The following is a 22340-nucleotide window of genomic DNA, read 5'->3' on the forward strand; positions in this document are numbered from 1 at the left end:
CCGCTCGGAACGATGGAGGCGTGATCAGTGCAGCACGACGGCGCATACGGGTGGCCCCCGCGTTGGGCGTTGGAGGAGGACCTGCGCGCGCTGCGGGCCTCCGACCTGTGGAACCGGCCGGAACTGGCCGACGATGCCCGCGACAGGTGGGAGGCGCTGCTGAACGACGGGGACATCGTCGAGGAGGAGGACTTCGAGTTCGAGCACGACGAGATCCTGAGCGGGTGCAGGGGCGCGAACGAGACGTGGGCCCTCTTCCGCGCCAGGCTCCAGGAGGGGGTGCGTGGTCTCCCCGGCGAGGTCCCGATGGGAAGTGCCCCGTCCCGTCCCGTCGCCGACTTCGACGACTGGGACGACGACGAGGTCGAGTACCGGCCGGATCCCGACCCGGCGAGCGAGGACCGGTTCCTCAACCTGGCGGTCGTGTGGCCGCTCTCCCGGCAGAACGTGCCCGAGGACCGCGTCCTCGCCTCCGGGAAGCAGTACGAACTCCAGGTGGACATCGGCGAGCTGTCACCGGCGAGCCTCCTCGCCGGGAAGGGGCTGCCGTTCCCCGGAGAGCTTCTCGCCCACACGGACGACGACGGCCGCGGTGACTGGCTGGAAGTGACCGTCTTCAGCGAGGACTTCGCCTTCCCGGCCGTGGCGCACCCCCTCTTCCTTCCGCTGAAGGGCGGGAGTTGGGTGTGCCCGTGCACGCCCGGCGGGCGGCACGTGTGCGAGGCCGGGCACCGGGGGCGGTACCTGCACATCCCGTTCACCGCCCCGGAGGAGCCGGGACCGGCCCGGATGCGGGTGTACGTCTCGTACCGGGGCAACCAGCTCCAGTCGGTGTCCCTGACCACCCGGGTCGGCGCCCGGGAGAGCGCGGGCGGCGCGACGACGGCCGTCATCGACTACACCCTGACCTCCGGGTTCGTGCAGCTGACCGAACTGCCCGCACGGACCGCCGGCGTACGGGTGGGCCGGGGCGGCGACGGCACGATGACGGTCGACGTCACCTCCCAGCACGGTCCCGTCGCCACGTTCTGGCTCGGTGACCTCCAGGTGCGGGACGTCCTGGAGAAGGCGCGGGCGGCGCTGTTCGAGTGCCACGCCGTACGGAAGGGCGAAGGCGAGAACAGCCGTCTCGAGAACCTGCTCGACCCGGACAACGGCAAGTCGTCCGAAGCCGTGGTCGACGACATGACGAAGCTGGCGCGGCTCGGCTGGTCCTTCTTCCAGATGATCGCGCGCGGCCGGAGCGAGCGACGGGCGCTGATGCGCGTCCTCGGGGAGCCCGCCCAGATCCAGATCTGCCGCGAGGAGCACGAGTATCTCGTCTTCCCCTGGGGCCTGTTGTACGACATCCCCGTCGAAAGCCAGGCGGAGCTCGTGCCGTGTGACGCCGGCTGGAACCAGGTGCGACAGGACGCGTCGGCCCGCTCCTGCCCGGAGCAGCACCGGCACGGCCTCAACGCGCTCTGCCCGTACGGATTCTGGGGCTACCGCCACTACATCGAGCACCCGCCGTCCGTCAGCCGGGGCAGGCGCCTGCGGCTCAGGGCCGGCCGCGCGGACGCCGCACCGGCACTCACCGTGGCGCGCAGCAACCGTCTCGACGATCAGCTGGCTGACCGTCACATCGCCACTCTGCGAGCCAGTTTCCGGCAGGTGGACGTGTACGACGGCAGGGTCGCCCTGCGCGAGGCACTGGTCGGAGATCCGGGGGACTGTGTGTACTTCTACGCGCACGGGCGCAGGCCCCGCGCCGCCGACAGCGAGTACTCCAGCGCCACGGTCCTGGAGATCGGCCACACGGACCGGATTCTCCCGCAGGACCTCAAGGCCTGGGCGGTCGACGAGAGATGGGATCGCTGGGACGAACTCGCACCCCTCGTCTTCCTCAACGGCTGCCACACCGCCGACCGTGACCCCGCCTCGTGGCTGGGTTTCGTCGACGCCTTCACCGAACTCCACGCCTCCGGAGTCATCGGCACCGAGATCACCCTCGACCAGGGGCTCGCCGGTGAGTTCGCCGAACACTTCTGGCAGGCGCTGCTCGCCGGCGAGGAGGTCGGCCCCGCCCTGCACCGCGTCCGGATGGAGCTTCTGGGCAAGGGCAACGTCCTGGGGCTCGCCTACACGGCGTACTGTTCCGCCGCCCTCCGCCTGCGCTCCGACCACTGACCGGCGGCCGGGCCGCGGTCCGTCACTCCTCGCCCATCCAGCGCGACGACTGCGGCCCGGTGTCGGCCTCCGCACCCCGGGCGAGAGCATCGGCGGGCGCGGGGGCCTCGCGGGGGCCCTCCGCCTGTGCGGGCACCTCGGCCCGCTGCTCGGCCCGGAGCCGCGTCTTCGCCCTGCGCTCGGACCGGTCGACCAGCAGCCCGGCCACGAAGTAGCCGAAGAATCCGGCGAACAGGCCGATGCCGTAGGTGGCGAAGAGATCCGGCTCCGCGAACTGGTTGTTGACCACCGCACCGCCGCCCAACGCCGCGATGACGGTGACGAGATCGGCGATCCGCGACCCGCCGTCCGCGCGCCGCAGCGTGCGGTACGCGATCCACCCGATCACCGCCCCGAAGGCCCCGGCCCCCCACAGACTGAGCATGGAAACCTGCATCCGAACTCCTCACCTCGGCCGTGCGTCCGCGGATCAAGGTACCGGCGTGACACGCCTCTCGGTGCGGCGCGACGAGCCGTTCCGTACCCCGCGTCTCGCGACACGACCATCACCGGCGGTGTCGGCGGCGACGGGTCGGGACTGCGAGCGTCCGCGGCATCGGTGAGGCGGGCATGACAGAGACTCCCGGTTCCCGCCCCCGGACGGCAGCGGATCCATGCGGCCGCAGGGCCCGCTCGACAGGGAGGGAAACGCATCCCGCAACGGGCAGGAAGACGCGCGTGACTCCCCCCGCTGCATGTATGTTCATCCCGGAATGTGCCGATACGCCACCATGCGTTCAAGCCTCCGCGGCCACGCGCGTGGCCCCGTTCTCGGGAGGACCCATCGCCGGAACGACGTCGGAGAGCAGCCCCGGGAGCGCGCCGGGGGGCCAGCCTCCGGAAGCCGACCTGCTGCGGACCATGCTGGGCCGTCCCGAGTACCGCAGAGCGCTGGTGTTCTGTGGACTGATCGGTATTCCGGTGGCGCTGACCGCGTTCTGGTTCCTCGTGGCGGTGCAACGGCTGGAACAGCTGATCTGGACGGACTTGCCGAGAGATCTGGGCTGGCAGCAGGCTCCCTGGTGGTGGGGGCTTCCGCTGCTGACGGCGGCCGGGCTCGTCGTCGGCCTGGTGGTCGGGCGCCTTCCCGGTCGGGGCGGGCACATTCCTGCCGGCGGGCTGCACTCCGGCGGGAACGCCAAGGAGGCTTTGCCGGGCGTCGTGATCGCCGCGCTGGTCGGTCTGCCGCTCGGCGCCGTCCTGGGCCCCGAGGCTCCATTGATCGCCCTGGGCGGCGGACTGGCGTTGTACTTCGCGAGCATGGTCCGGGCACCGCAGACCGAAGCGAGCACCGCTCTGCTCGGTGCGTCCGGGGCGGCGGCAGCCATCTCCGCACTTTTCGGGAACCCCTTGATGGGCGCCGTGCTGCTGATGGAAGTGGCAGGGGTGGGCGGGCCGCAACTGTTCGCGGTGATGCTGCCGTCCCTGCTGGCCAGCGGGGTGGGGGATCTGGTCTTCACCGGGTTCGTCCGCTGGACCGGCTTCGAGACAGGGAGCCTGAACATCGGCCTGCCCACGCCCCCTCCGCTCGACTGGGGGGACGTGCTCTGGTTGCTCGTGCTGGCGCCTGCCATCGCCCTGCTCGTCCACTTGGTCTTCGTGGGCGGACGGTTCACGGCACGCTTCGTGGTGGGCCGCCCGGTACGGAACACCATTCTGTGCGCGTTCGGCGTGGCGGCCTGTGTCACCCTCTACGCGCTCGCCACGGGTCGTTCGCCGGCCGAAGCCGCCCTGTCGGGGGAGGCCACCCTGTCCGACCTGGCACGTGATCCGCATGCCTGGTCGGTGGGCGCCCTCGTCGCGGTGCTGGCCTTCAAGGGCCTCGCGTACGCACTGTCTCTGGGCAGCCTTCGCGGTGGCCCGGTGTTCCCCGCCCTGTTCCTGGGAGGGGCCGCCGGTGTCCTACTGGCACCGCTGCCTGGTCTCGGGTTGGTGCCGGCCATGGCGATCGGGATGGCGGCTTCCGTCACAGCCGCCTTGCGGCTGCCCGTGAGCGGTGCCGTCCTGGTCGTGCTCCTGCTGGGCAACGTGGACACAGTGGCGCTGGTGGTGCTTGCCGCGGTCGGGTCCTTCGTGGTCAGCCAGCGGCTGCCGCAGGGGCCGCCCATTCCGGCCTTCGGCGAACGCCGGGACGAGCGGGCGGGCGGTCGAGAGGCGCCGGCGCCGTAACGAGGGCACGCGGACGAAGGCCACTGCCTGGGCGAATGTCCCCCCGACGCCCGACGCCCGACGCCCGACGCCCGACGCCCGACGCCCGACGCCCGACGCCCGACGCCCGACGCCCGACGCCCGACGCCCGACGCCCGACGCCCGACGCCCGACGCCCTGCGCCCTGCGCCCTGCGCCCTGCGCCGGTGTCAGTCACTTCGTGGTGCCGCGTACCGGCCCGGGGCGTCTTTCCCGGAGCGCACTTCGCCTCTGCCATGCCGAGGGCGGCTACTCCCGCGGTGAAGTGTCCGGCGGAGCCACGTCTGCAGACGTGTAGCCGGACGCCGGTCCCGGGCTGCTCCCGGGCGTGCCCAGACGACGGGCTGCCCAGGGTTCGCGGGCGACGACCGCACCGACGGTGATGCACAGGGTCGCCACCACACAGAGCGAGATGAGCCAGGACAACGCGGTGAAAACCGCACCGAGCGAGCCGTATTTGTCCAGGCTGTGGTTGAGGACCCGGGGCATGTACAGCGGCGCGGTCGAGGTGAGGGCGGTCAGGGCCGTTCCGGTCAGCAGCGCCCCGGGAAGGAGCGGCAACCACGGCACGCGCGCAGTCAGCAGCAGGTGCTGCGACCACCACCAGATGCCGACCTCGGCGGCCAGGAGCAGCGGCACACCCAGCCACAGACCGAGGCCGAAACCGTTCCGAAGGCTGCCTTGTACTGCGAACATGAGCAGCCACGTCGCGAGCCAGGCGATCCAGCGCCAGGCGGCGACCCGCGCGCTCGCCCCCGGCAGGCTCCAGGCGCGCTCGCACAGCCGTTGCACGGCACGGCTGCAAGCGGTGGCAGAGATCAGCACCATCAGGCCGCTGACGAGGCCGGTGGTCTGCCGCAGTTCGTCCGAGGGGTTGGCGGCGCCCTGGAGGACCTTCTTCAGTTCGGCGTCCGCGCTGCCGGACAACCCGAAGGCGTCCTGCAACGAGCTGACGAAGTGGTCACGCAGCGACTGCGGTGTGAAGGAGGCCACCACGAACAGCAGGGGCACTGCGGTGAGGAACGTCTGGGCGGCCAGCCGCGTCGCCGAATCGAACACGTTCACCGAGATCAGGTGCGACATCAAACGGGTCACCACCGGGAACCGGGCCTCGGTCCGGGGCCGCAGCCCTCTCAACCGGGACCGCATCGAGGCTCCCCGCTTTCGCCGCGACAGATGGCGTGACCGGTCGTCCGGGCGGCCTCCACCGGTCCCTGTCCCTGGCTGCATGCTGCCAGGGTGCCGCCGCCGCCTCCGCCCGGCCCGCGGCACGGGCACAACAGGGGGCCGAACGGGTGAACAATCCAACGGGGTGGTGGAGCTGCGCGGCCGTGGGCCCCTCCGGCGCGAACGGGCCCGGCCGCCGCGCATGTGTGAGGTGCGGGTCCTGGTGTGAAACTGGGTTCATGAGCCAGAGCCGCTCCGGGGCCGGGTGCCCCGCATCGCGCGGGGGCCGCGATGGTCCTTGACCTGGTGATCATCGGGCTCGCGATCGCCGTGTTCCCTCTTTCGGTGACTGCGTTCGTCCTCGTGCTGTCGGCTCGTGGCGGGATCTGGAAGGGGCTGACCTTCATCCTCTCCTGGCTCGCCTGTTTCGTGGCCGTCCTGGCCGGTGTGCTGCTCACCACCGGCGGCAAGCCTCCGGCTCCCAAGTCCCCGCCCTCCACCGCCGCGTCCGCCGTCAAGCTCGCCATCGGCGTGGGGCTGGTGGCGTACGGCTGGTACCGGCATCGGTACCGGCAGAGCGACCGCAGGCGGACGGGCCACGGTCGAAAGTCCTCCGGCGGCCTGATGTCGCGCGTCGACCGGATTTCCCTGTGGACCGCGGCCGGACTGGCGCCGCTGCTCCAGCCGTGGGGGCTCGTGGCGGCCGGCGCGGCGACCGTGGTGAGCGCGGACCTGTCGCACGCCTCCTCCTACGTGGCCCTGTTCGCGTACTGCCTCCTGGCCACGAGCAGTCTCCTGGCGATGGAGGTCTACGCCACGTTCGCTCCGGACTCGGCTCGCGTGCGGCTCGGGAATCTGCGCACCTGGATCTCGACGCACCAGGATCAGGCGCTCGTGGCTCTGGCACTCGTGGTCGGACTGTTCCTGGTCAGCAGAAGCATCAACCAGCTGACGTCCTGAGCCGCCCGCGCGGAGTCTCGGAGCGGTGAGCGCACCGACCGCGCACAGCCGCCGCGAGGAACGCGACGCCGATCCCCAGCAGGCGAGCCGGGAGGGCCGGGCGGAGTGACACGGAGTGCGCCGACACATGGCCGGTGATGCAATGGATCCAGGGGGCCCCACTAGTGCCAGAGGTGACCGGCATGAGCGAACAGTTGGACGAAATGGGACCCATCGACTACGTGGTGGTGGAGTTTCCGGGCAATCGCATGACGGGCGAGGGCTTCCCGCTGCTGGTCGACCTGGTGGACAGGGGCATCATCCGCATCCTGGACATGACGTTCATCAAGAAGGACGAGGACGGCTCGGTGACCGCCCTGGAGATCTCGGACATCACCGGTGGCGGACCGCACGACCTCGCCGTCTTCGAAGGTGCCCGCTCCGGCCTGGTGGGCCCGGACGACTTGGAAGAGGCCGCCGCGGCGATCGAGCCGGGCAACTCGGCCGGCCTGCTGATCTACGAGAACCTGTGGGCGGCACCGTTCGCCACCGCCCTGCGCCGCGGCGGCGCGCAGTTGGTCGCCTCGGGACGCCTGCCGGTGCAGGCCATCCTCGCCTCCCTCGAAGCGGCCGAGGCCGCGTCGTGAGGTAACCCGCAGGCACTGGAAGGCGCCATGACGAGATGCCTTCCGGACAGGGCGATGGTCCAATGGGCAGGGAAGTCATCCGTCGACCGGTGAGAGGCGATCAGCATGCCGCAACTTCTTCGCGGAATTGCCCGTACCGCAGTGGTCGCGGGCACGGCGACCGCGGTCTCCAACCGGGTGTCCCGCCGCCAGCAGGGTCGCTGGGCCGCCCAGACCCCACAGCCCGCCTACGAGGAGCCCCAGGCTCGCCAGCAGCAGACCTATCAGGCGCCGCCGCCCGAACCGGCCGCACCCGCGGCCGACGACATGACCAGCAAGATCGACCAGCTCAAGCAACTCGGTGAGCTGAAGACCCAAGGCATCCTGACCGAAGCCGAGTTCGAGGAACAGAAGCGAAGGTTGCTCGCCTGACGTCGTCGTCCCCATCTCGCGCCGGCCCTAGGCAGCGGCCCATCGCCCTGCACGCAGAGGCATACATCTTCTTGGAGCCGTTGCCATGACTGAGAACCACCTGGACGGGCGCGAGTTGCGGCACCGCACGGCGCAGGAGCGGGCCGCGCTGGGCAAGGAGGCGCGGTCCGCCGTACCCCGCTCCAGTCACGCCGACTTCTCGCCGGGGCCCAAGCGGCCGGACCCGTTGGAGATCATCGAGCGGCAGTCGGCGACGCGACTGTCCGAGCTCGTGCCGATCCGCTACGGAAGGATGTCCGAGTCACCGTTCAGGTTCTACCGCGGGGCCGCCGCCATCATGGCATCGGACCTCGCGGGCACACCGAGGACGGGCTTCCGGACCCAACTGTGCGGCGACGCCCACATGTTGAACTTCCGGCTGTTGGCCTCGCCCGAGCGCCGGCTCATGTTCGACATCAACGACTTCGACGAGACGCTGCCGGGCCCTTGGGAGTGGGACGTCAAGCGCCTGGCCGCCAGTCTCGTCATCGCCGGCCGGTCGAACGGCTTCAGCACCAAGCAGCGGGCCGGGATCGTACGGGCCACCGTTCGGTCGTACCGCGAGAGCATGCGTGCCTTCGCCGGCATCGGCAACCTGGACGTCTGGTACGCCCAGTTCGACGAGGCATGGGTACGGGATCGGTTCGGGGCGGACCTGTCCGCGCGGGGCCGGGAACGCTGGGCGCAGGCCGTGGACAAGGCGCGTTCGCACGACACCGTTCAGGCCTTCGACAAGCTCACCCGTGTCGTCGACGGCGAGCGCCGCATCACCCCCGATCCGCCGCTCATCACCCCTCTTGAGGACCTGCTGCCGGACGATCGGCGCGGGCGGCTGGAGCAGCAGATCAGCCGGCTGATCGAGCGTTACGGCAGGACCCTGCAGTCGGACCGGCGGTTCCTGCTGGAGCAGTACCGGGTGGCCGACATGGCGCGCAAGGTCGTGGGGGTCGGCAGCGTGGGCACCCGCTGCTGGATCGTGCTCCTGCTGGGCCGGGACGGCGAGGACCCACTGTTCCTCCAGGCCAAGGAGGCCGACGAGTCCGTGCTGGCGCCCCACGTCGGGGCCACCGCGTACCCGACGCAGGGCGAGCGGGTCGTCTCCGGGCAGCGGCTGATGCAGGCCACCAGCGACATCTTCCTCGGCTGGGAGCGGGTCGAGGGGATCGACGGCCGACGGCGGGACTTCTACGTACGGCAGTTGCGGGACTGGAAGGGCGTCGCCGTGGCCGAGGACATGGTGCCGCGGGGCATGCGCACGTTCGGCGCGCTGTGCGGTGCGACGCTGGCCCGCGCCCACGCCAGGTCCGGCGACCGCATCGCCATCGCCGCCTATCTGGGCGGCGGCGACTCGTTCGACCGGGCGCTCGTGACGTTCGCCGAGAGCTATGCCGACCAGAACGAGCGGGACCACCGGGCGCTCGTCGACGCCATCAAGACCGGTCGGCTGCCGGCCGAGGCCGCCTGATCCTGAGGGCAGGCAAACGTGGCGCCGCGCCGACTGCTGTGAGCAGTCGGCGCGGCGCCATGTGATGCCTCCTCGGGCTCAGTGGAGGATCTTCTCCTTGGCCCGCTGGAACTCGGCCTCGGTGATGTCGCCCTTGGCGCGGATCTCGGAGAGCTTGGCGAGTTGATCCGCCTCGTTCCCGGGCCCGGTGGCGGCGGCCTCGCGGACGTATGCGTCGAACGCCTGCTGCTGCTCCTGGGCCCGCCGCTCCGCGCGCTTGCCCATGTCCTTGCCCCGGGCCAGCACGTAGACGAACACGCCGACGAACGGCAGCAGCACCACGAAGATGAGCCATCCGGTCTTGCCGCCCCCGCCGAGTGTGTCATCCCGGAAGATGTCGCCGATGATCCGGAAGAGCAGGATGATCCACAGGACCCACAGGAAGATCCACATCACCGTCCAGAACGCTCCGAGGACCGGATAGTCGTAGGCCAGATTCATGTCACCGCTCCTTCTTCGTCGCCTCCGCCGGGCAACAGGCGCAGCCCGAACGCTTCACCCATGCCGCCGGCGGCGGTCACCACGCGGGCGGTGCCGACCACGGGGGCGATGGCCACGAGGGTGCCCTGGATCCTCTCCAGGGGCACGCCGATGTCGTCGGCGGCGCCGACGTTGAGCAGGTACGAGGCAGGGGAGGCGCCCAGGGCCACCAGTGCCGCGATGCGGGTCAGCAGGTACGTCTCGGGGTCCAGCCCGGATCGTTCGAACGCGTTGAGCGTCATCTGGACCAGAGTGTCGAACACGGGCGCGTCCGACTCGTCAGGGGCGTGCATGCCCTCCGCCCCGACCGAATTCCCGGCCATCTTCCCTCTCCCTTCCTTCGGCTCCTCGTCCGTGGGCGTCCTGCGCTCAGTCGATCATGAACCAGCCGCGGACCTGCGCCTCGTGATCGACGTAGCGTTCGCCGGAGACATCGACGACGACCTTGTCGATCGTGCCGCCGGTGAACGGGAACGGCCCTTGGTAGTCGGGGGTGACCGGCGAGGCGTCGTCGCGGCCCACACAGATTCCGTCCCCGACGACGCAGAAGGAGCCGGGTTGGGTGACGATGTCGTCGCGGCCCACCTCCTGGTCGTCCACATAGAGGGTGAGCGTGCCCGCGGCGCCCGGCATGGCGGGGTCGCTGCTCCGCCCGTTCGCCGAGAACTCGGCCGTGAGCACGTGCTTGCCCGGCGGGACCTCCCGGTCCGCGGCCACGACCTGGAGGTTGCTGCCGACCCAGTTGTACGCGTAGTGCAGGCGGTGGTCCTTGACGTACAGGCTGTGGCCGCCCGTCACCCCGCCGTGGGCGTAGAGAACGCCCTCGGCGTCGGCCGACCCGACGTCGACGCCGGCGGCAATGGTGTACGACCGGCCGCTGGTCACCACGCCGGCCTGTTCGGGCACCGCCGCGGAGTCGGGGTAGTACACGTAGCGGTCGCGCTCGGGGCTTCCGTGCGGGCGCTCGGCCAGTACCTGTTCCAGGGCGCTGCGGTCGTCCAGCGGTAGCCCGTTGTAGATGCCCGCGTAGTAGTACCAGAGGCTCTTGAGGGTCTCCAGCCGTTCCGGTTCCCGTGCGGCCAGGTCCGTCGACTGTGCGCGGTCGTCGGTGAGGTCGTAGAGCTCCCACACGTCGTGCGCGAAGTCGCCCCAGCCGCTCAGCGGCGGATGGACCGTGCAGGCCAGCCACCCTTCGTGGTAGATCGAGCGCTGTCCCAGCATCGTGTAGAACTGGGTCTGCCGTCCCGGCACCCCGGGGTCGGTGAGCGAGGCCCGGAAGCTCTCGCCCTCGATCGGGTTCTGCGGGTAGCCCTTGAGCACCTCGGGCGGCTCGATGCCGAGCAGGTCGTAGAGCGTGGGCACGACGTCCACCGCGTGGATGTACTGCTGACGCACCTCTCCCCGGGCCTCGATTCCCGCGGGCCAGGCGACCAGGCACATGTCGGCCACGCCGCCCTCGTAGCCGGCCCAGCGCTTCCAGTACGGGAACGGCGTGTCGAACGCCCAGGCCCACCCGGTGTTGTAGTGGTTGTACGAGGTCGGGCCGCCGAGTTCGTCGATGTGCTCCAGGGACAGCTCGGTCGGCGTGTCCATGCCGTTGAAGAACCGCCACTCGTTGAAAGTCCCGTTCGGCCCGCCTTCACCGCTCGCCCCGTTGTCGGAGACGGCCACGATGATCGTGTTGTCGAGTTCGCCCGCGGACTCGAGGAAGTCGAGCACCCTCCCGAGCTGGTCGTCGCTGTACGAGACGTATCCGGCGAAGACCTCGGCCATCCGGACGAACAGCCGTCGCTCGTCGGCACTGAGGTCGCCCCAGGGCCGGACGGTGTCGAGCATCGGCCACAACTGGCCGTCCGGGCCGGTCACCGTGGGCTCACCGTGCGGGTTGATCGCGGAGAGCTCGGTGTCCTCCGGCAGGAGACCCATGTCCTTCTGGCGCTGCAGGATCTCGGGCCGGATGGCCTCGTACCCTTCGTCGAAGGCTCCCTCGTACCGGTCGGCCCACTCCTTGAAGACGTGGTGCGGTGCGTGGGCCGCGTCCAGGGAGAGGTACATGAAGAACGGCTTGTCGGGGTCGACCGCCCTGGCGTCGCGGATGAACTCGATGGCCCGGTCGGAGAAGTCCTTGGCGATGTGGTAGCCCTCTTCGGGCGTGGCCGGAGGGTCGACCGGGTGGTTGTCGTGGATCAGGTCCGGGTACCAGGAGCTCGATTCGCCGCCGAGGAAGCCGTAGAACCGCTCGAAGCCGCGCCCCAGGGGCCAGCGCCCCTTGTACGCGGCCATGTTGATCTCCTCGCCGGGGGTGAGATGCCACTTTCCGACGCAGTACGTGTTGTAGCCGCGCTCGCCCAGCACTTCGGAGATGAATCCGTTCTCGAACGGGATGCGGGTGGAGATGCCGGGGAAGCCGGAGCTGAACTCGGCGATCGTCGCCATTCCGTTCGACGTCGCGTTCCTGCCGGTCAGCAGCGAAGCCCTGGTCGGAGAGCACAGCGCCGTGGTGTGGAAGTTCGAGTAGCGCAGCCCCATGTCGGCGATCCGCGACATGGTCGGCGTCTTCACCGGACCGCCGAAGCAGTCCATCGTGCTGTAGCCGACGTCGTCCCACACGATCACCAGCACGTTCGGGGCGTTCTCGGGTGCCTTCGGGGCGAGATACGGCTCCCAGTCCGGCTGCGCGTCACGGATGTCGAGGGCGATCTTCCCTTTGAACGGCTTGGCCATGACGGCTCTCCTCGCTGGCCCGAATCCTGACCGGATACCCCTCCACCATCACCAGGCACGGCCCGTCTCGCCTCACCCGTCACGGGTGACGGAGCCCTGGAGCGGCACACCGTCCCGGCAGAGTCGGCGTACGGCGTCATCGAGCGGCGATACGCCGCCGGGCGGCCTCGGGGACGGGTGTCCCCTCGCGCAGCTCCCGGCCCGTGGCCGTGGTCCTCTCGATCCAGCGGCCGTACCGGTCGGCGAGGGCGACGGCCGAGACGCCGTGGAGAAGGACGCTCAGACCGACGGTGACCGCGACCACCTCGCCCAGCAGCCCCACACCGTGGACGTGCTCCTCCAGGACGAGCAGCCCCAGAACGACGGACGCCAGCCCGCGTGGCCCGAACCATCCGATGTACGCCACCGTGGGCAGCCGGAGCCCGCTGCCGGCGAGCGCCAGGGCGACCGGCAGCATCCGGACGACGGTCAGACTGAGCACCGCGTAGCCGACGACCCGCCAGCTCAGGTCCTCCAGCGTCGGACCGAGGAGCACCGCGCCGAAGACGAGCAGACTGACCGAGGCCAGGAGCCCGCCGAGGTGTTCGGTGAAGTCGGCGGTGCCGCCGGATCCCTCCTGCGGACCGGTATCCGCCCCGGCGGGCCGGAAGCGGCGCAGGGCGAGACCGAAGGAGAATCCGGCGACCCACGCGGCGATGAAGCCGCTGCCGTCCACCGCGACGGCCAGCGTGTACGACGCCGCGGCCAGCGCCGGGACGAAGAGCTGCGCCCACTCCCGAGAGACCCACCCCCGGGCCTGTGCCGCCACCAGCAGCCGCCCACCACCAGCGCCGACCACGAGGCCCAGCACCGTGCTCAGCACCAGCGCCCGCCAGAACACTCCCGCCACACCCTCCTCGGCCGCGGACGTACCTGGAATCCCTGCCAGGAAGAGGACGAAGAAGGGCAGTGCCATGCCGTCGTTCAGACCGCTCTCCACGTTGAGCCCCTGCCGCACGAGCGCCGGGACCCGTGGACTGGTCATGGCCGTCTTGCCGAGGGCCGCATCCGTCGGAGCGAGGACGGCGCCGACCAGCGCGAGCTCCCAGACGGTCAGCCCGGGCAGCAGGGGCCATGCCAGCAGCCAGCCCGCTCCGATGCTCAACGGCAGTCCGATGCCGAGCAGCCTGACCGGCAGAAAGCCGCCGGACCGCAGGTCCCGTGGGCGCACGGTCATCGCGTCGGTGAACAGGACCAGGGCGAGGGCGGCTTCGAGCAGGGTGAGGATCTTCCCGGTGTCGTGCTCCAGATCGACGACATCAAGCACGGCGGGCCCCAGGAGCACCCCGCAGCCGACGAACACCATGGCCGACGACACCGGTGTCGAGGCCAGCCGACGCGAGCCGAGCGCGTACGCGGCGGTGACGCCCGCCACGGCCACACCGGTCCAGGTCTCGCCGCTCATCTCCGGGCCCTCCCGTCCGTGGGCTTTCAGCGCACCAGCGATCCGGCCCGTGAACATCACCCGCCGCGGGTGATCACCCCTGCCGGGCCGCCTCGCATGCTCGAAGAAGCAGCGTTGTGTGCTGCGTCGCACCGACGAAGTGAGGAAGACCATGACCACGACCCACAACCGCTCGGACAGAGCCGAGGGGGCGGCCGGCGGACTGACGACGTTCGCCGCCGTCCTGCTGTTCATCGCCGGCGTCCTGGACCTCCTCCGGGGCATCATGGCGATCGCCGAAGACGACGTCTACGTGTCCACCCCCAACTACCTCTTCAAGTTCGACCTGACCAGCTGGGGCTGGATCCAGCTGATCCTCGGCGTGATCGCCATCCTCGTGAGCGTGGGTCTCTTCGCACGCGCCACGTGGGCCCGGTTCGTCGGGGTCGGCATCGCGGGGCTGCTGATCATCGCCAACTTCCTGTCGATCCCGTACTACCCGTTCTGGTCGATCATCCTGATCGCGCTGTACGCCTTCGTCATCTGGGCACTGTGCGTCGTGCGGCGGGACGCCTGACGGAGGGAGCCGGGACCGCCGTCCGCGGCGAGGGGAAGTGACGACATGCTCATCGCGCTGCTCGCCGTGCTCGGCGTCGACCTTCTGGTCGTCTTGGCGCTCCTGGCGGTCATGCTCGGCCGGCGCCGCCGGCTCGCCCGTCGGCCGGACGTGTTCCGGGGCGCCGCGCGGATCGTGGAGGGCGAGGCCGAGGGGCTGCGCAGACGGTGGCGGTCCGGCTACGGGCGGTGGGTCCAGGACGTCTTCGTCTGGACCCCCGCGCCGCTGCTGCTGCGGAAGGCCCTGGTGCCCGTGGACGACGTGAGCGCCGCACGGCCCCTCGGCCCCAAGGAGGTACGGCGCCCGCGCCACCTGGCCACGGTGACCACACTGACCGGGCCCCGAGCCCTGCTCGAAGTCGCAGTGCGTGAGCAGGACGAATCGCTGGCCTGCCGACGGCCCGCCGCGGACCCGACCGGGACGACTCGCTCGCCCCGCGATCACCTCTGACGGCGTACGAGGGAATCTCCCGCCCCACCCGTGCCGGGTGCCGCGCTCAGCGGGGCAGGCGTCCCATCCTGGGCCGATGAGCACCGTAGAGCTGCCCGATCCGACTGTCCCGCGGCGGCCGTTCCACCTGCTGGCCAAGCCGGCAGGGGCGATCTGCAACCTGGACTGCACCTACTGCTTCTTCCTGTCCAAGGAGCTGCTCTACGAGGGCAGCCGGTTCCGCATGGCGGACGAACTGCTGGATGCCTACATCAGGCAGCTGATCGAGGCGCACGGCCCGGCGCCCGAGGTCACGGTGGCCTGGCAGGGGGGTGAGCCGACGCTGATGGGCCTCGACTTCTTCCGCCGGTCCGTGGAGTACGAGCGGCGCCACGCCCGTCCCGGCCAGCGGATCGTCAACACCATCCAGACCAACGGCACGCTCATCGACGCCGAATGGGCCCGCTTCTTCCGCGACAACGAATTCCTCGTCGGCCTGTCCATCGACGGCCCCCGCGAGCTCCACGACGCCCACCGCGTCGACAAGGGCGGCAAGCCCACCTTCGACCGCGTCATGAGCGGACTGGAGCAGCTGCGCGAACACGGCGTGCAGTGGAACGCGCTGACCACGCTGCACGACGCCAACGCCGGGCACGGCCGCGAGATCTACGCCTTTCTGCGCGACGACTGCGGCGCCGAGCACATGCAGTTCATCCCGATCGTGGAACGCACCACCGCGCAGGACCTGCCACTGGCCAACGACGGCTGGGGCGCACGCGCCAAGGACCGCCCCCTGTACCGGCAGGAGGGCGACCGCGTGACCGACCGGTCGGTCACGGCGGAGCAGTACGGCCGGTTCCTCATCGACGTCTTCGAGGACTGGGTACGGCACGACGTCGGCCGGGTGTACGTCCAGATGTTCGACGTGGCCCTGGCCAACTGGTACGGAGAACCGCCCTCCCTGTGCGTTCACTCCAAGACCTGCGGAAGCGCCCTCGCCCTGGAGCACAACGGGGACCTGTACTCCTGCGACCACTTCGTCGAGCCCGGTCACCTGCTCGGCAACATCGGCGACCGGCACATGCTGGACCTGGTCGATTCACCGCGGCAACGGAAGTTCGGCCAGGACAAGCACGACACCCTGCCCCGGTACTGTCTCGACTGCGACGTCCGCTTCGCCTGCCACGGCGGCTGCCCCAAGGACCGCTTCGACACCACACCGGACGGCGAGCCCGGCCTCAACCATCTGTGCGCCGGCTTCCAGGCGTTCTTCCAGCACATCGACCGGCCGATGCGCACGATGGCCGGACTGCTGGGCCGGGGACAGGCCCCCGCACTGATCATGCGCCAGTACGAGGACGCCGACGCCGAGCGACCGCACAACGCACCCTGCCCGTGTGCCGAGGGACGCAAGTGGGCCCGCTGCCATGGCAGACCGGTCCGCCGATGAGTCGTGACCCGTCAGGGAGCGGTCCTGCGCATCTCCACCACGTGGAGGCCCAGCGATTGGAACCGGGCGAGCAGCCCGTAGAGATGTGCCTCGTCGATGACCTGACCGAACAACAAGGTCTGTCCGGACACGATGCAGCTCTCCAGCTCCGGGAACGCGTCGGTCATCGTCCTCGACATCTGTCCCTCGATGCGGATCTCGTACTGCATGGCCACGCATCCCTCACCGGTGTGGTCCCTCCGGCCCCCGCGTACTCATGCTGCGCCGTAGTGCGGAGCGGGCGCATCACCCTGACCGGGTGATCTCGGCAGACCGCCGCACGTCTCACAGCAGACGGAGCTCCCGGGCTCGGCGCACGGCCTCGCCACGCCGGGTCACCGCGAGTTTGCGGTAGATGTTCCGCAGGTGGGTCTTGACGGTGTTGACGGACAGGAAGAGCTCGGCAGCGATTTCCTCCGTCGACATCATCTGCGCCAGCCGGCCCAGGACTTCGCGTTCGCGGTCGGTGAGCGGCTCGGTCACCGGACCGGGGTCGGGCTCGCCCGTCTCCACGCCGTGCGCCTCCGCGGGCGGACCGGCCCAGGGCCAGTCATGTGCCCGCCCCGGAGCGGGCCCGCGGTCGAGCAGCTGCCGAAGCCAGGGCCCGGCCTCCAGGAACGGCCGTTTCAGGCGCTCCGGCCGGGCGGCGGCGAGGGCGCGGGCCACGAGGCGCCGGGCCGTGGCCTCGTCGCCCAGCGTGTTGGCGATCTCGGCCCGCGCCAGGCAGGTGCGGACCGTGACGGCCGGCCCGTGGCTGTTGAGGCCGGGCAGTGTGCCGACGAGGGAGCGTGCCGCTTCGTCGTCGCCGGCCTCCAGCAGCGCGTGGGCAGCGGCAATCGCGTACTCCGGTCCTGCCTCCTGCCGGCCGGCCAGCGCCTCGACTGCTGCCGTCGGGTGCCCCTGGGCCATGTGCGCGGCGGCCGCGGCCAGCGCCACTTCGGCGTCCACCCACGGTGAGGGCGTCGCGGTGGACGGCATGGCCTGGATGCCGTCGAGTACGTGGAGGGCCTTGACGGGGTCACCCCCGGCCACCAGCACCCGCGAGCGCGTGACGGCCAGCCAGGACGTGGTGAGCGGGTCGCCGGAGCAGGGAGATCGCAGGGTCGCGCGGTGGAGATGCGTGCGGGCCGAGGCGAGATCGTCGCGCTCGATCCCGACGGCCGCCAGCACCAGTTGCCCGAGAGAGGTGTGCGCCGAGGGAGGCAGACCGAACCGCTCCGCCTCGCGGATCGCCTGCCGCGCCTGTGTCTCGGCTCGGCCCGGCCATCCACCCAGCAAGTCGATCAGGGCGAGTCCGCTGAGGGACTCGAGCCGGGTGAGCGCAGTCGAGGGCCCGTCGGACGCCTCCACCGCAGCGACGAGCGCCCCGCGGGCCTCGTCGAAGCGGCCTCCCCACAGTCGAGCCGACCCCAGAGCGGCGAGCCTCAGCACCCGCATCTCCGGATGCGCCTCCAGGCGCGCCGAGAGGACCTCCCGTCCCTCGAGTTCCTCCGCCCGCCGGGCAGCGGTCTCGGCCATGTCCGCCGAGCCGAGCAGTCGGCCGGCGATCACCCGTAGCAACGCACCGCTCAGGTGGGCGGCCGACGCGTCCTGTTCCTCTACGGGGGGCAGGTGCGCCTCGGCACGGTCCAGGACCGCGAGCCCTCGGTCGACGTCGCAGCGGGCCAGCTCACAGGCAGCGCGAACCAGGTCGGCGGCGGGACCCGGCGTGTCCGGCGCCATCCTGGTGAACAACGCGCGGAGCCGGTCCGCGTCCAGCCCCGTGAAGAGCTGCCCGATCGCCAGGTCGTCGATGAGCCGGTCCGCGGCGAACGCCCAGTCCCCCGCGTCGGCGGCGTGCGGCAGGGCCTCCGCGAGCAGTCCGGCATCGCTCAGCCATCGGGCGGCCGTGCCATGGAGTTCGCACTCCAGACCAGGGTGCCTGGTGTTCAGATGGGCACGCAGGATCTCGGCGAACAGGGGATGCAGCCGGTACCACGAGTGACCGATGGGCTCGACGAACGCGTTCGCGCGCTGCAGCTCCGCGAGAAGGGGAGCGGCGTCGTCCCGTCCGGTGAGGGCGTTCGCCAGGCCGGGATGGATCCGCTCGCAGATGCTGGTTCGCAACAGCAGGTCCTGACTCACGGCGGACTGAGCTTCCAGCACCTCGGCCAGCAGGAAGTCCGCGACGGTGCTCCGGCCCGTCTCGAACTCCTTCAAAAAGGTCTCCGGGTCCTCTGCCCGCTGCGCCGCGAGGACGCACAGGCGCAGACCCGCGGCCCATCCACCGGTCCGTACGGTCAGCGCGCGCGTGCCCTCGTCCGACAGGGACAGACCGTGCCGTCTCGCCAGATCGGCCGTCTCCTCGGGCAGAAATGCCAGGTCGGCATCGCGGATCTCCGTCACCTCGCCGGCGGCGCGGTACCGATGCAGCGGCAGCAGCGGCTCGGTACGGCTGACGAGGACCAGGCGCAGCCCTGCGCCCGCGTGGTGCAGTACGAACTGCAGTTCGTCGGCGACTTCCGGCGCGGAGACCCGTTCGAACTCGTCGAGAACGACGATCACCGGCTCGGTCCGGCCGTTCAGGTACGCCGCGAGCCGGGACAGCAGCGAGTCGTCGACCTCGCCGGAGCGAGCGGGACTCGCGATGTCATCGGGCAGGGTCAGCCCGTGGTGACGCAGGGCCTCCAGCACGTAGGCCCAGAAGATTCCCGGGGCGTTGTCCCCGGGCTCGACCGTCAGCCACACCACCGGACCCGGCAGAGGTGGCGTGCGGGCCCAGTCCGCGACCAGCAACGTCTTGCCCGCCCCCGCCGGCCCGTTGACCAGGACCAAGCGGCCCGGGCCGTCCAGGGCACGCGTGAGGCATTCCGCCAGCCGAGGCCTGCGGATGAACGTCATGGGCATCCTGGGCACAGCGAACCGAGCGGCGAGAACGGGGTCGCCGTTCGACACAAGGGCCCCGGCGGCGCCTTCGCGGGCAGAGCCGCGGGGTGTGTGGGGCATGACACTCACCACGTTGGCAGAACCGGCCGCAGAGTCAAATCGGACAGGACCCCGATCCCTCCGCCTCCGCCGCAGCACGGATCACAGACGGATGACGACCAGTGCTGTGTCGTCGGGGTTGCCGCCGGACAGGAGGAGGTCGGCCAAGAGGGCGTCGGCCAGGGCTTCGGGGCCGGCGTGCCCATGACGGACGAGGGAGTCGGCGAGGCGGGTCAGGCTCACGTCGATGTCCTCGCCACGGCGCTCGATCAGCCCATCGGTGTACATGACCAGGGTGGCACCCTCGGCGAAGGCCGTGCTGGCCTGCGGCCGCGGGACGTGTTCGGGGCGGGCGCCGAGCGGGGGATCGGTCGCCTGGTCGAGGAAGGTCACGGTGCCGTCCGGGTGGAGCAGCGCGGGCGGAGGATGGCCGGCGCTGCTGTACGTGAGCGTGTGGGTGTCCCAGTCGACGAATGCCTTCACCACCGTGGTCGACTCGGCCCCGTCGACATGCCGGGCATACAGGCCCAGGGCTTCCAGGGCCTGGGCCGGGCCGTCGGCGACACGGGCGGCTGCGCTCAGCGCACTGCGCAGCTGCCCCATCACGCAGGCGGCTCCCAGGCCGTGGCCGACCACGTCGCCGACGGCGACCGCGATACGGTCCCCGGGCAGGTCGACCAGGTCGTACCAGTCCCCGCACACGTTCAGGGCCCCGACAGCGGGCCGGTAGCGGACGGCTGCCCGGTGGTGCCCGATGGGCGTCGGGGCGGGCAGCATCGCCTCCTGCAGAGCCAGGGCGACCTCACGCTCGCGCGCATGAGCCCGGCGCAGACGTTCGTTGACCTCCTGCAGCTCACGGGCGCGGGTGTAGAGCTCCGCCTCCAGCACGCGGGCCCGGCCGCCTTCGTTGCCCACGCCGCCGCGGGCGCGGATGAGCTCCGTCACCTCCTCCACCCGGTGGACGATCAGCACCACCTGCCCGTCCGGGCCCAGCACGGGTGCGTTGACGGGGCTCCAGAAGTGTTTCACCCAGTGGCCGGGCCGCCCGGGGTCCTCGATGTCGTAGCGCAGGAGCGCCATGGTGTCCCGCTCGCCGGTGGCCACTACGCGCAGCATCGACGCCTCGGTCTCCCGCCTGCCGGCCGCGGCCGCGTCGTTGGGGTTCTCGGGGAAGACGTCGAAGATGTAGCGGCCCAGCAACTCCTCGCGCGGGCGCCCGGCCAGCCGCAGGAAGTCCTCGTTGGCGTCGGCGTACACCAGGTCGGGCGTGAGCAGAGCCACCATTCCGGGCAGGGCGTGGAAGACCGCCGTGTAGTCGATCTGCGGTTTCCTCATACGCTGCCCACCTTGGCGCCGATCGTCACTGTGCGGCTCCACGATAGGAGCGGAGGCGCCCAGGAGCCCTGTTACGGGGCCTCGCGGGCTCCCGTGTCACCTGGGCGGTCCGGATCTTCGGTGTGAAGCCCGTCCAGGCGCGGAGCGCCGACTACGACGATGTCCTGGACCCCCGCGCGCGCTGCACGTGCTCCTCGGTCTCGTGGGCGGTACCGGGGCGCCCGTTCGCAGAGCATGCCCGCGATGCCCTCGCGCTGGTCGAGTCCCTGCCCGGTGCCGACGAGGTGCGGGGAGGATGCGGTTGATCGTGGACTTCCACGAGCACAGCGTCGCCGGGCGGGCCGACTACGCGGGCGAGGCCGAGACGTGGGCCGGGGTCGTCGCCGGCTTCCAGCGCCGGAGCGGCCTGCGCACCGCCTACTGGGGACGGCATCGCGCACACGTCGGCGGCCGAGATCCTCCTGGGTGTGGTGCCCGAGCGCGGCCCGCAGGCCACCGTCGGCAGCCTGCTGCGCGAGGGCCACGGCGGACGGTACGTCTCCGTGGCGATCGGCTTCCACCACGGGGACCTCGGCATCGCCGTCCTCCCGGAGCCGGCCGCCGGCCTGGTCGACGCGAGGCTCGGCAGGGCGGACCTGCCCGCCCAGTGGCTGGACCTGCGCGACGAGGACACCCGCCGCCGGTGGGACGGACCGGCGAAGGCCCGGGTCATCAACGGCGCTTACACTCCGGCCCGGGACGCCGCCGAGCACCTGGCCGTCGCCTCCCTGGCCGACGCCTTCGACGTGCTCATCCAAGTCCGCCAGGCCTCCCCGGTGCGGCGCCTGCAGGTATCCGCCCCTTCCGAGGCCGAAGCGGCCACCGGCCGTACGGGGGTGAGGAGTTCGAGGAGACGTTCGCGCAGTGCGGGCGCCCTCGGCGGTGGCCGGCCGACGGATCGTCGGCGGCGCTTCGGCGCGTGCGAACCCCGCCCGCGCACCGACTCCCGGGGTGAAAGGAGGGAGGATTCCTGATTCCCCGCCACATAGCTGGATTGGGCCCACTCGTACCCTTGTTTGACATGATCATGAAAAGCGCTTTAGACACCCCTCGCCGAACTACCGGTGCGCCTTCTCGTCTGTGCGAATGGCGCCGAAGGAGGGAATGGCTTGAAATCGAGAGCGATATGGGCAGGATCCGGGCGGGCCATAGCGTGCCTCGCGGTCTCCGCCGTCATCTCCACCGCATTACCGAACGTCGCCTATGCGGCAGAGCCGTCGGACGGCGGCGGTGAAGGCGTTGTCGATACCGTCAAGGGCTGGTTCTCGGGCGATGAGGACGAGAGCGGGCCCGCCGAGCCGAAGGCCGGCGGACATGCGATCCTGCCGAGCCGGGAGAAGCTGCCTGAGGGCAAAGCGGCCGCAAAGCCGAGACGCGTCGGGGAACTGACGGGCAGGCGGACCGCCAACGAGCGCTTCTGGAAGCTTTCCGACGGCCGGATACAGGCCGAGGTGTCGGTCGTACCGACGGCCTACCGGTCCGGAGCGGCGTGGAAGGACATCGATCCGACGGTTCGCGCGACGGACGCCGCCGGGTTCGCCTTCGCCAACACGACGAATGTGACGCACAGTTGGTTCGGCTCGCACGCGGGCCGTCTGCTGCGGTTCGAGTCCGGGACCGGACACGTGGTGACGATCGGTCTGGAGGGCCCGGCCCGGCTCGCGCCGACGGCCTCGGACAACAGCGTCACGTACAAGGACGCGCTTCCGGGTGTGGACCTCGCGTACCAGGTCGGCCCG

General features: G+C 70.8%; 19 protein-coding genes. 10 read left to right on the forward strand and 9 right to left on the reverse strand.

Going from position 1 to position 22340, the window contains the following annotated elements:
• Positions 1–69: 69 nt before the first annotated feature.
• Entirely contained in the window at positions 70–2169 is a 2100-nt protein-coding gene (locus tag ACN9M0_RS32415; RefSeq protein WP_426404680.1) for a CHAT domain-containing protein, read from the forward strand.
• 22 nt (positions 2170–2191) lie between these two features.
• Here the strand turns inward: ACN9M0_RS32415 and ACN9M0_RS32420 are convergent, their stop codons facing one another.
• Entirely contained in the window at positions 2192–2605 is a 414-nt protein-coding gene (locus tag ACN9M0_RS32420) for a hypothetical protein (RefSeq protein WP_399701806.1), read from the reverse strand.
• 464 nt (positions 2606–3069) lie between these two features.
• On the opposite strand from ACN9M0_RS32420, the gene ACN9M0_RS32425 reads away from it, so the two are divergent.
• The gene (locus tag ACN9M0_RS32425) at positions 3070–4377 is read left to right on the forward strand and encodes a chloride channel protein (RefSeq protein WP_366040357.1); all 1308 of its coding nucleotides are present in this window, start codon (positions 3070–3072) and stop codon (positions 4375–4377) included.
• A gap of 267 nt (positions 4378–4644) precedes the next feature.
• On the opposite strand, the gene ACN9M0_RS32430 is transcribed toward ACN9M0_RS32425, so the two are convergent.
• Positions 4645–5478 (reverse strand): YhjD/YihY/BrkB family envelope integrity protein, encoded by an 834-nt coding sequence (locus tag ACN9M0_RS32430; protein ID WP_426404681.1) that lies wholly within the window; start codon positions 5476–5478, stop codon positions 4645–4647.
• Between the two features lie 375 nt (positions 5479–5853).
• Between ACN9M0_RS32430 and ACN9M0_RS32435 the strand changes: the two genes are divergently transcribed.
• The 4 genes from ACN9M0_RS32435 (at position 5854) to ACN9M0_RS32450 (ending at position 9063) form a co-directional block, all read left to right on the forward strand.
• Complete coding sequence (locus ACN9M0_RS32435; RefSeq protein ID WP_426404682.1) at positions 5854–6522, forward strand: GAP family protein; 669 nt, start codon at positions 5854–5856, stop codon at positions 6520–6522.
• A 182-nt stretch (positions 6523–6704) separates the two neighbouring features.
• Complete coding sequence (locus ACN9M0_RS32440) at positions 6705–7148, forward strand: DUF6325 family protein (RefSeq protein WP_366040360.1); 444 nt, start codon at positions 6705–6707, stop codon at positions 7146–7148.
• Positions 7149–7253: 105 nt separating this feature from the next.
• On the forward strand, positions 7254–7559 hold the full coding sequence (locus ACN9M0_RS32445; protein ID WP_366040361.1) for an SHOCT domain-containing protein: 306 nt from the start codon (positions 7254–7256) through the stop codon (positions 7557–7559).
• Between the two features lie 85 nt (positions 7560–7644).
• The gene (locus tag ACN9M0_RS32450) at positions 7645–9063 is read left to right on the forward strand and encodes a DUF2252 domain-containing protein (protein ID WP_426404683.1); all 1419 of its coding nucleotides are present in this window, start codon (positions 7645–7647) and stop codon (positions 9061–9063) included.
• 78 nt (positions 9064–9141) lie between these two features.
• On the opposite strand, the gene ACN9M0_RS32455 is transcribed toward ACN9M0_RS32450, so the two are convergent.
• The 4 genes from ACN9M0_RS32455 to ACN9M0_RS32470 form a co-directional block, all read right to left on the reverse strand.
• Positions 9142–9543 carry an SHOCT domain-containing protein gene (locus ACN9M0_RS32455; protein ID WP_366041101.1) on the reverse strand — a complete coding sequence of 134 codons (402 nt, stop codon included), beginning with the start codon at positions 9541–9543 and terminating at the stop codon, positions 9142–9144.
• The gene (locus ACN9M0_RS32460; protein ID WP_366041102.1) at positions 9540–9905 is read right to left on the reverse strand and encodes a carboxymuconolactone decarboxylase family protein; all 366 of its coding nucleotides are present in this window, start codon (positions 9903–9905) and stop codon (positions 9540–9542) included. The genes ACN9M0_RS32455 and ACN9M0_RS32460 overlap by 4 nt, the downstream gene beginning before the upstream one ends.
• A gap of 46 nt (positions 9906–9951) precedes the next feature.
• Positions 9952–12306: an arylsulfatase gene (locus ACN9M0_RS32465; RefSeq protein WP_366041104.1), complete on the reverse strand. Its 2355-nt coding sequence runs from the start codon at positions 12304–12306 to the stop codon at positions 9952–9954.
• A 136-nt stretch (positions 12307–12442) separates the two neighbouring features.
• Positions 12443–13750, reverse strand: a complete 1308-nt coding sequence (locus ACN9M0_RS32470; RefSeq protein WP_399701594.1) for a cation:proton antiporter — start codon at positions 13748–13750, stop codon at positions 12443–12445.
• 151 nt (positions 13751–13901) lie between these two features.
• Between ACN9M0_RS32470 and ACN9M0_RS32475 the strand changes: the two genes are divergently transcribed.
• The 3 genes from ACN9M0_RS32475 to ACN9M0_RS32485 all read left to right on the forward strand — a co-directional run bounded on the left by ACN9M0_RS32475 (position 13902) and on the right by ACN9M0_RS32485 (position 16224).
• Positions 13902–14306, forward strand: coding sequence for a DUF7144 family membrane protein (locus tag ACN9M0_RS32475; protein WP_366041106.1), 405 nt, complete (start codon positions 13902–13904; stop codon positions 14304–14306).
• Positions 14307–14351: 45 nt separating this feature from the next.
• The gene (locus tag ACN9M0_RS32480) at positions 14352–14795 is read left to right on the forward strand and encodes a hypothetical protein (RefSeq protein WP_399701597.1); all 444 of its coding nucleotides are present in this window, start codon (positions 14352–14354) and stop codon (positions 14793–14795) included.
• A gap of 76 nt (positions 14796–14871) precedes the next feature.
• Positions 14872–16224 (forward strand): anaerobic sulfatase maturase, encoded by a 1353-nt coding sequence (locus ACN9M0_RS32485; RefSeq protein ID WP_366041108.1) that lies wholly within the window; start codon positions 14872–14874, stop codon positions 16222–16224.
• Positions 16225–16235: 11 nt separating this feature from the next.
• On the opposite strand, the gene ACN9M0_RS32490 is transcribed toward ACN9M0_RS32485, so the two are convergent.
• The 3 genes from ACN9M0_RS32490 to ACN9M0_RS32500 all read right to left on the reverse strand — a co-directional run bounded on the left by ACN9M0_RS32490 (position 16236) and on the right by ACN9M0_RS32500 (position 20562).
• Complete coding sequence (locus ACN9M0_RS32490; protein WP_366041109.1) at positions 16236–16433, reverse strand: hypothetical protein; 198 nt, start codon at positions 16431–16433, stop codon at positions 16236–16238.
• Between the two features lie 115 nt (positions 16434–16548).
• Complete coding sequence (locus ACN9M0_RS32495; protein WP_426404684.1) at positions 16549–19143, reverse strand: LuxR C-terminal-related transcriptional regulator; 2595 nt, start codon at positions 19141–19143, stop codon at positions 16549–16551.
• Positions 19144–19329: 186 nt separating this feature from the next.
• Positions 19330–20562 carry a PP2C family protein-serine/threonine phosphatase gene (locus ACN9M0_RS32500; RefSeq protein WP_426404685.1) on the reverse strand — a complete coding sequence of 411 codons (1233 nt, stop codon included), beginning with the start codon at positions 20560–20562 and terminating at the stop codon, positions 19330–19332.
• Positions 20563–21029: 467 nt separating this feature from the next.
• Between ACN9M0_RS32500 and ACN9M0_RS32505 the strand changes: the two genes are divergently transcribed.
• On the forward strand, positions 21030–21575 hold the full coding sequence (locus tag ACN9M0_RS32505) for an erythromycin esterase family protein (RefSeq protein WP_426404686.1): 546 nt from the start codon (positions 21030–21032) through the stop codon (positions 21573–21575).
• The last annotated feature ends 765 nt before the right edge of the window (positions 21576–22340 follow it).

This window comes from Streptomyces sp. R-07 (genome assembly GCF_049913175.1).
Taxonomy (GTDB): domain Bacteria; phylum Actinomycetota; class Actinomycetes; order Streptomycetales; family Streptomycetaceae; genus Streptomyces.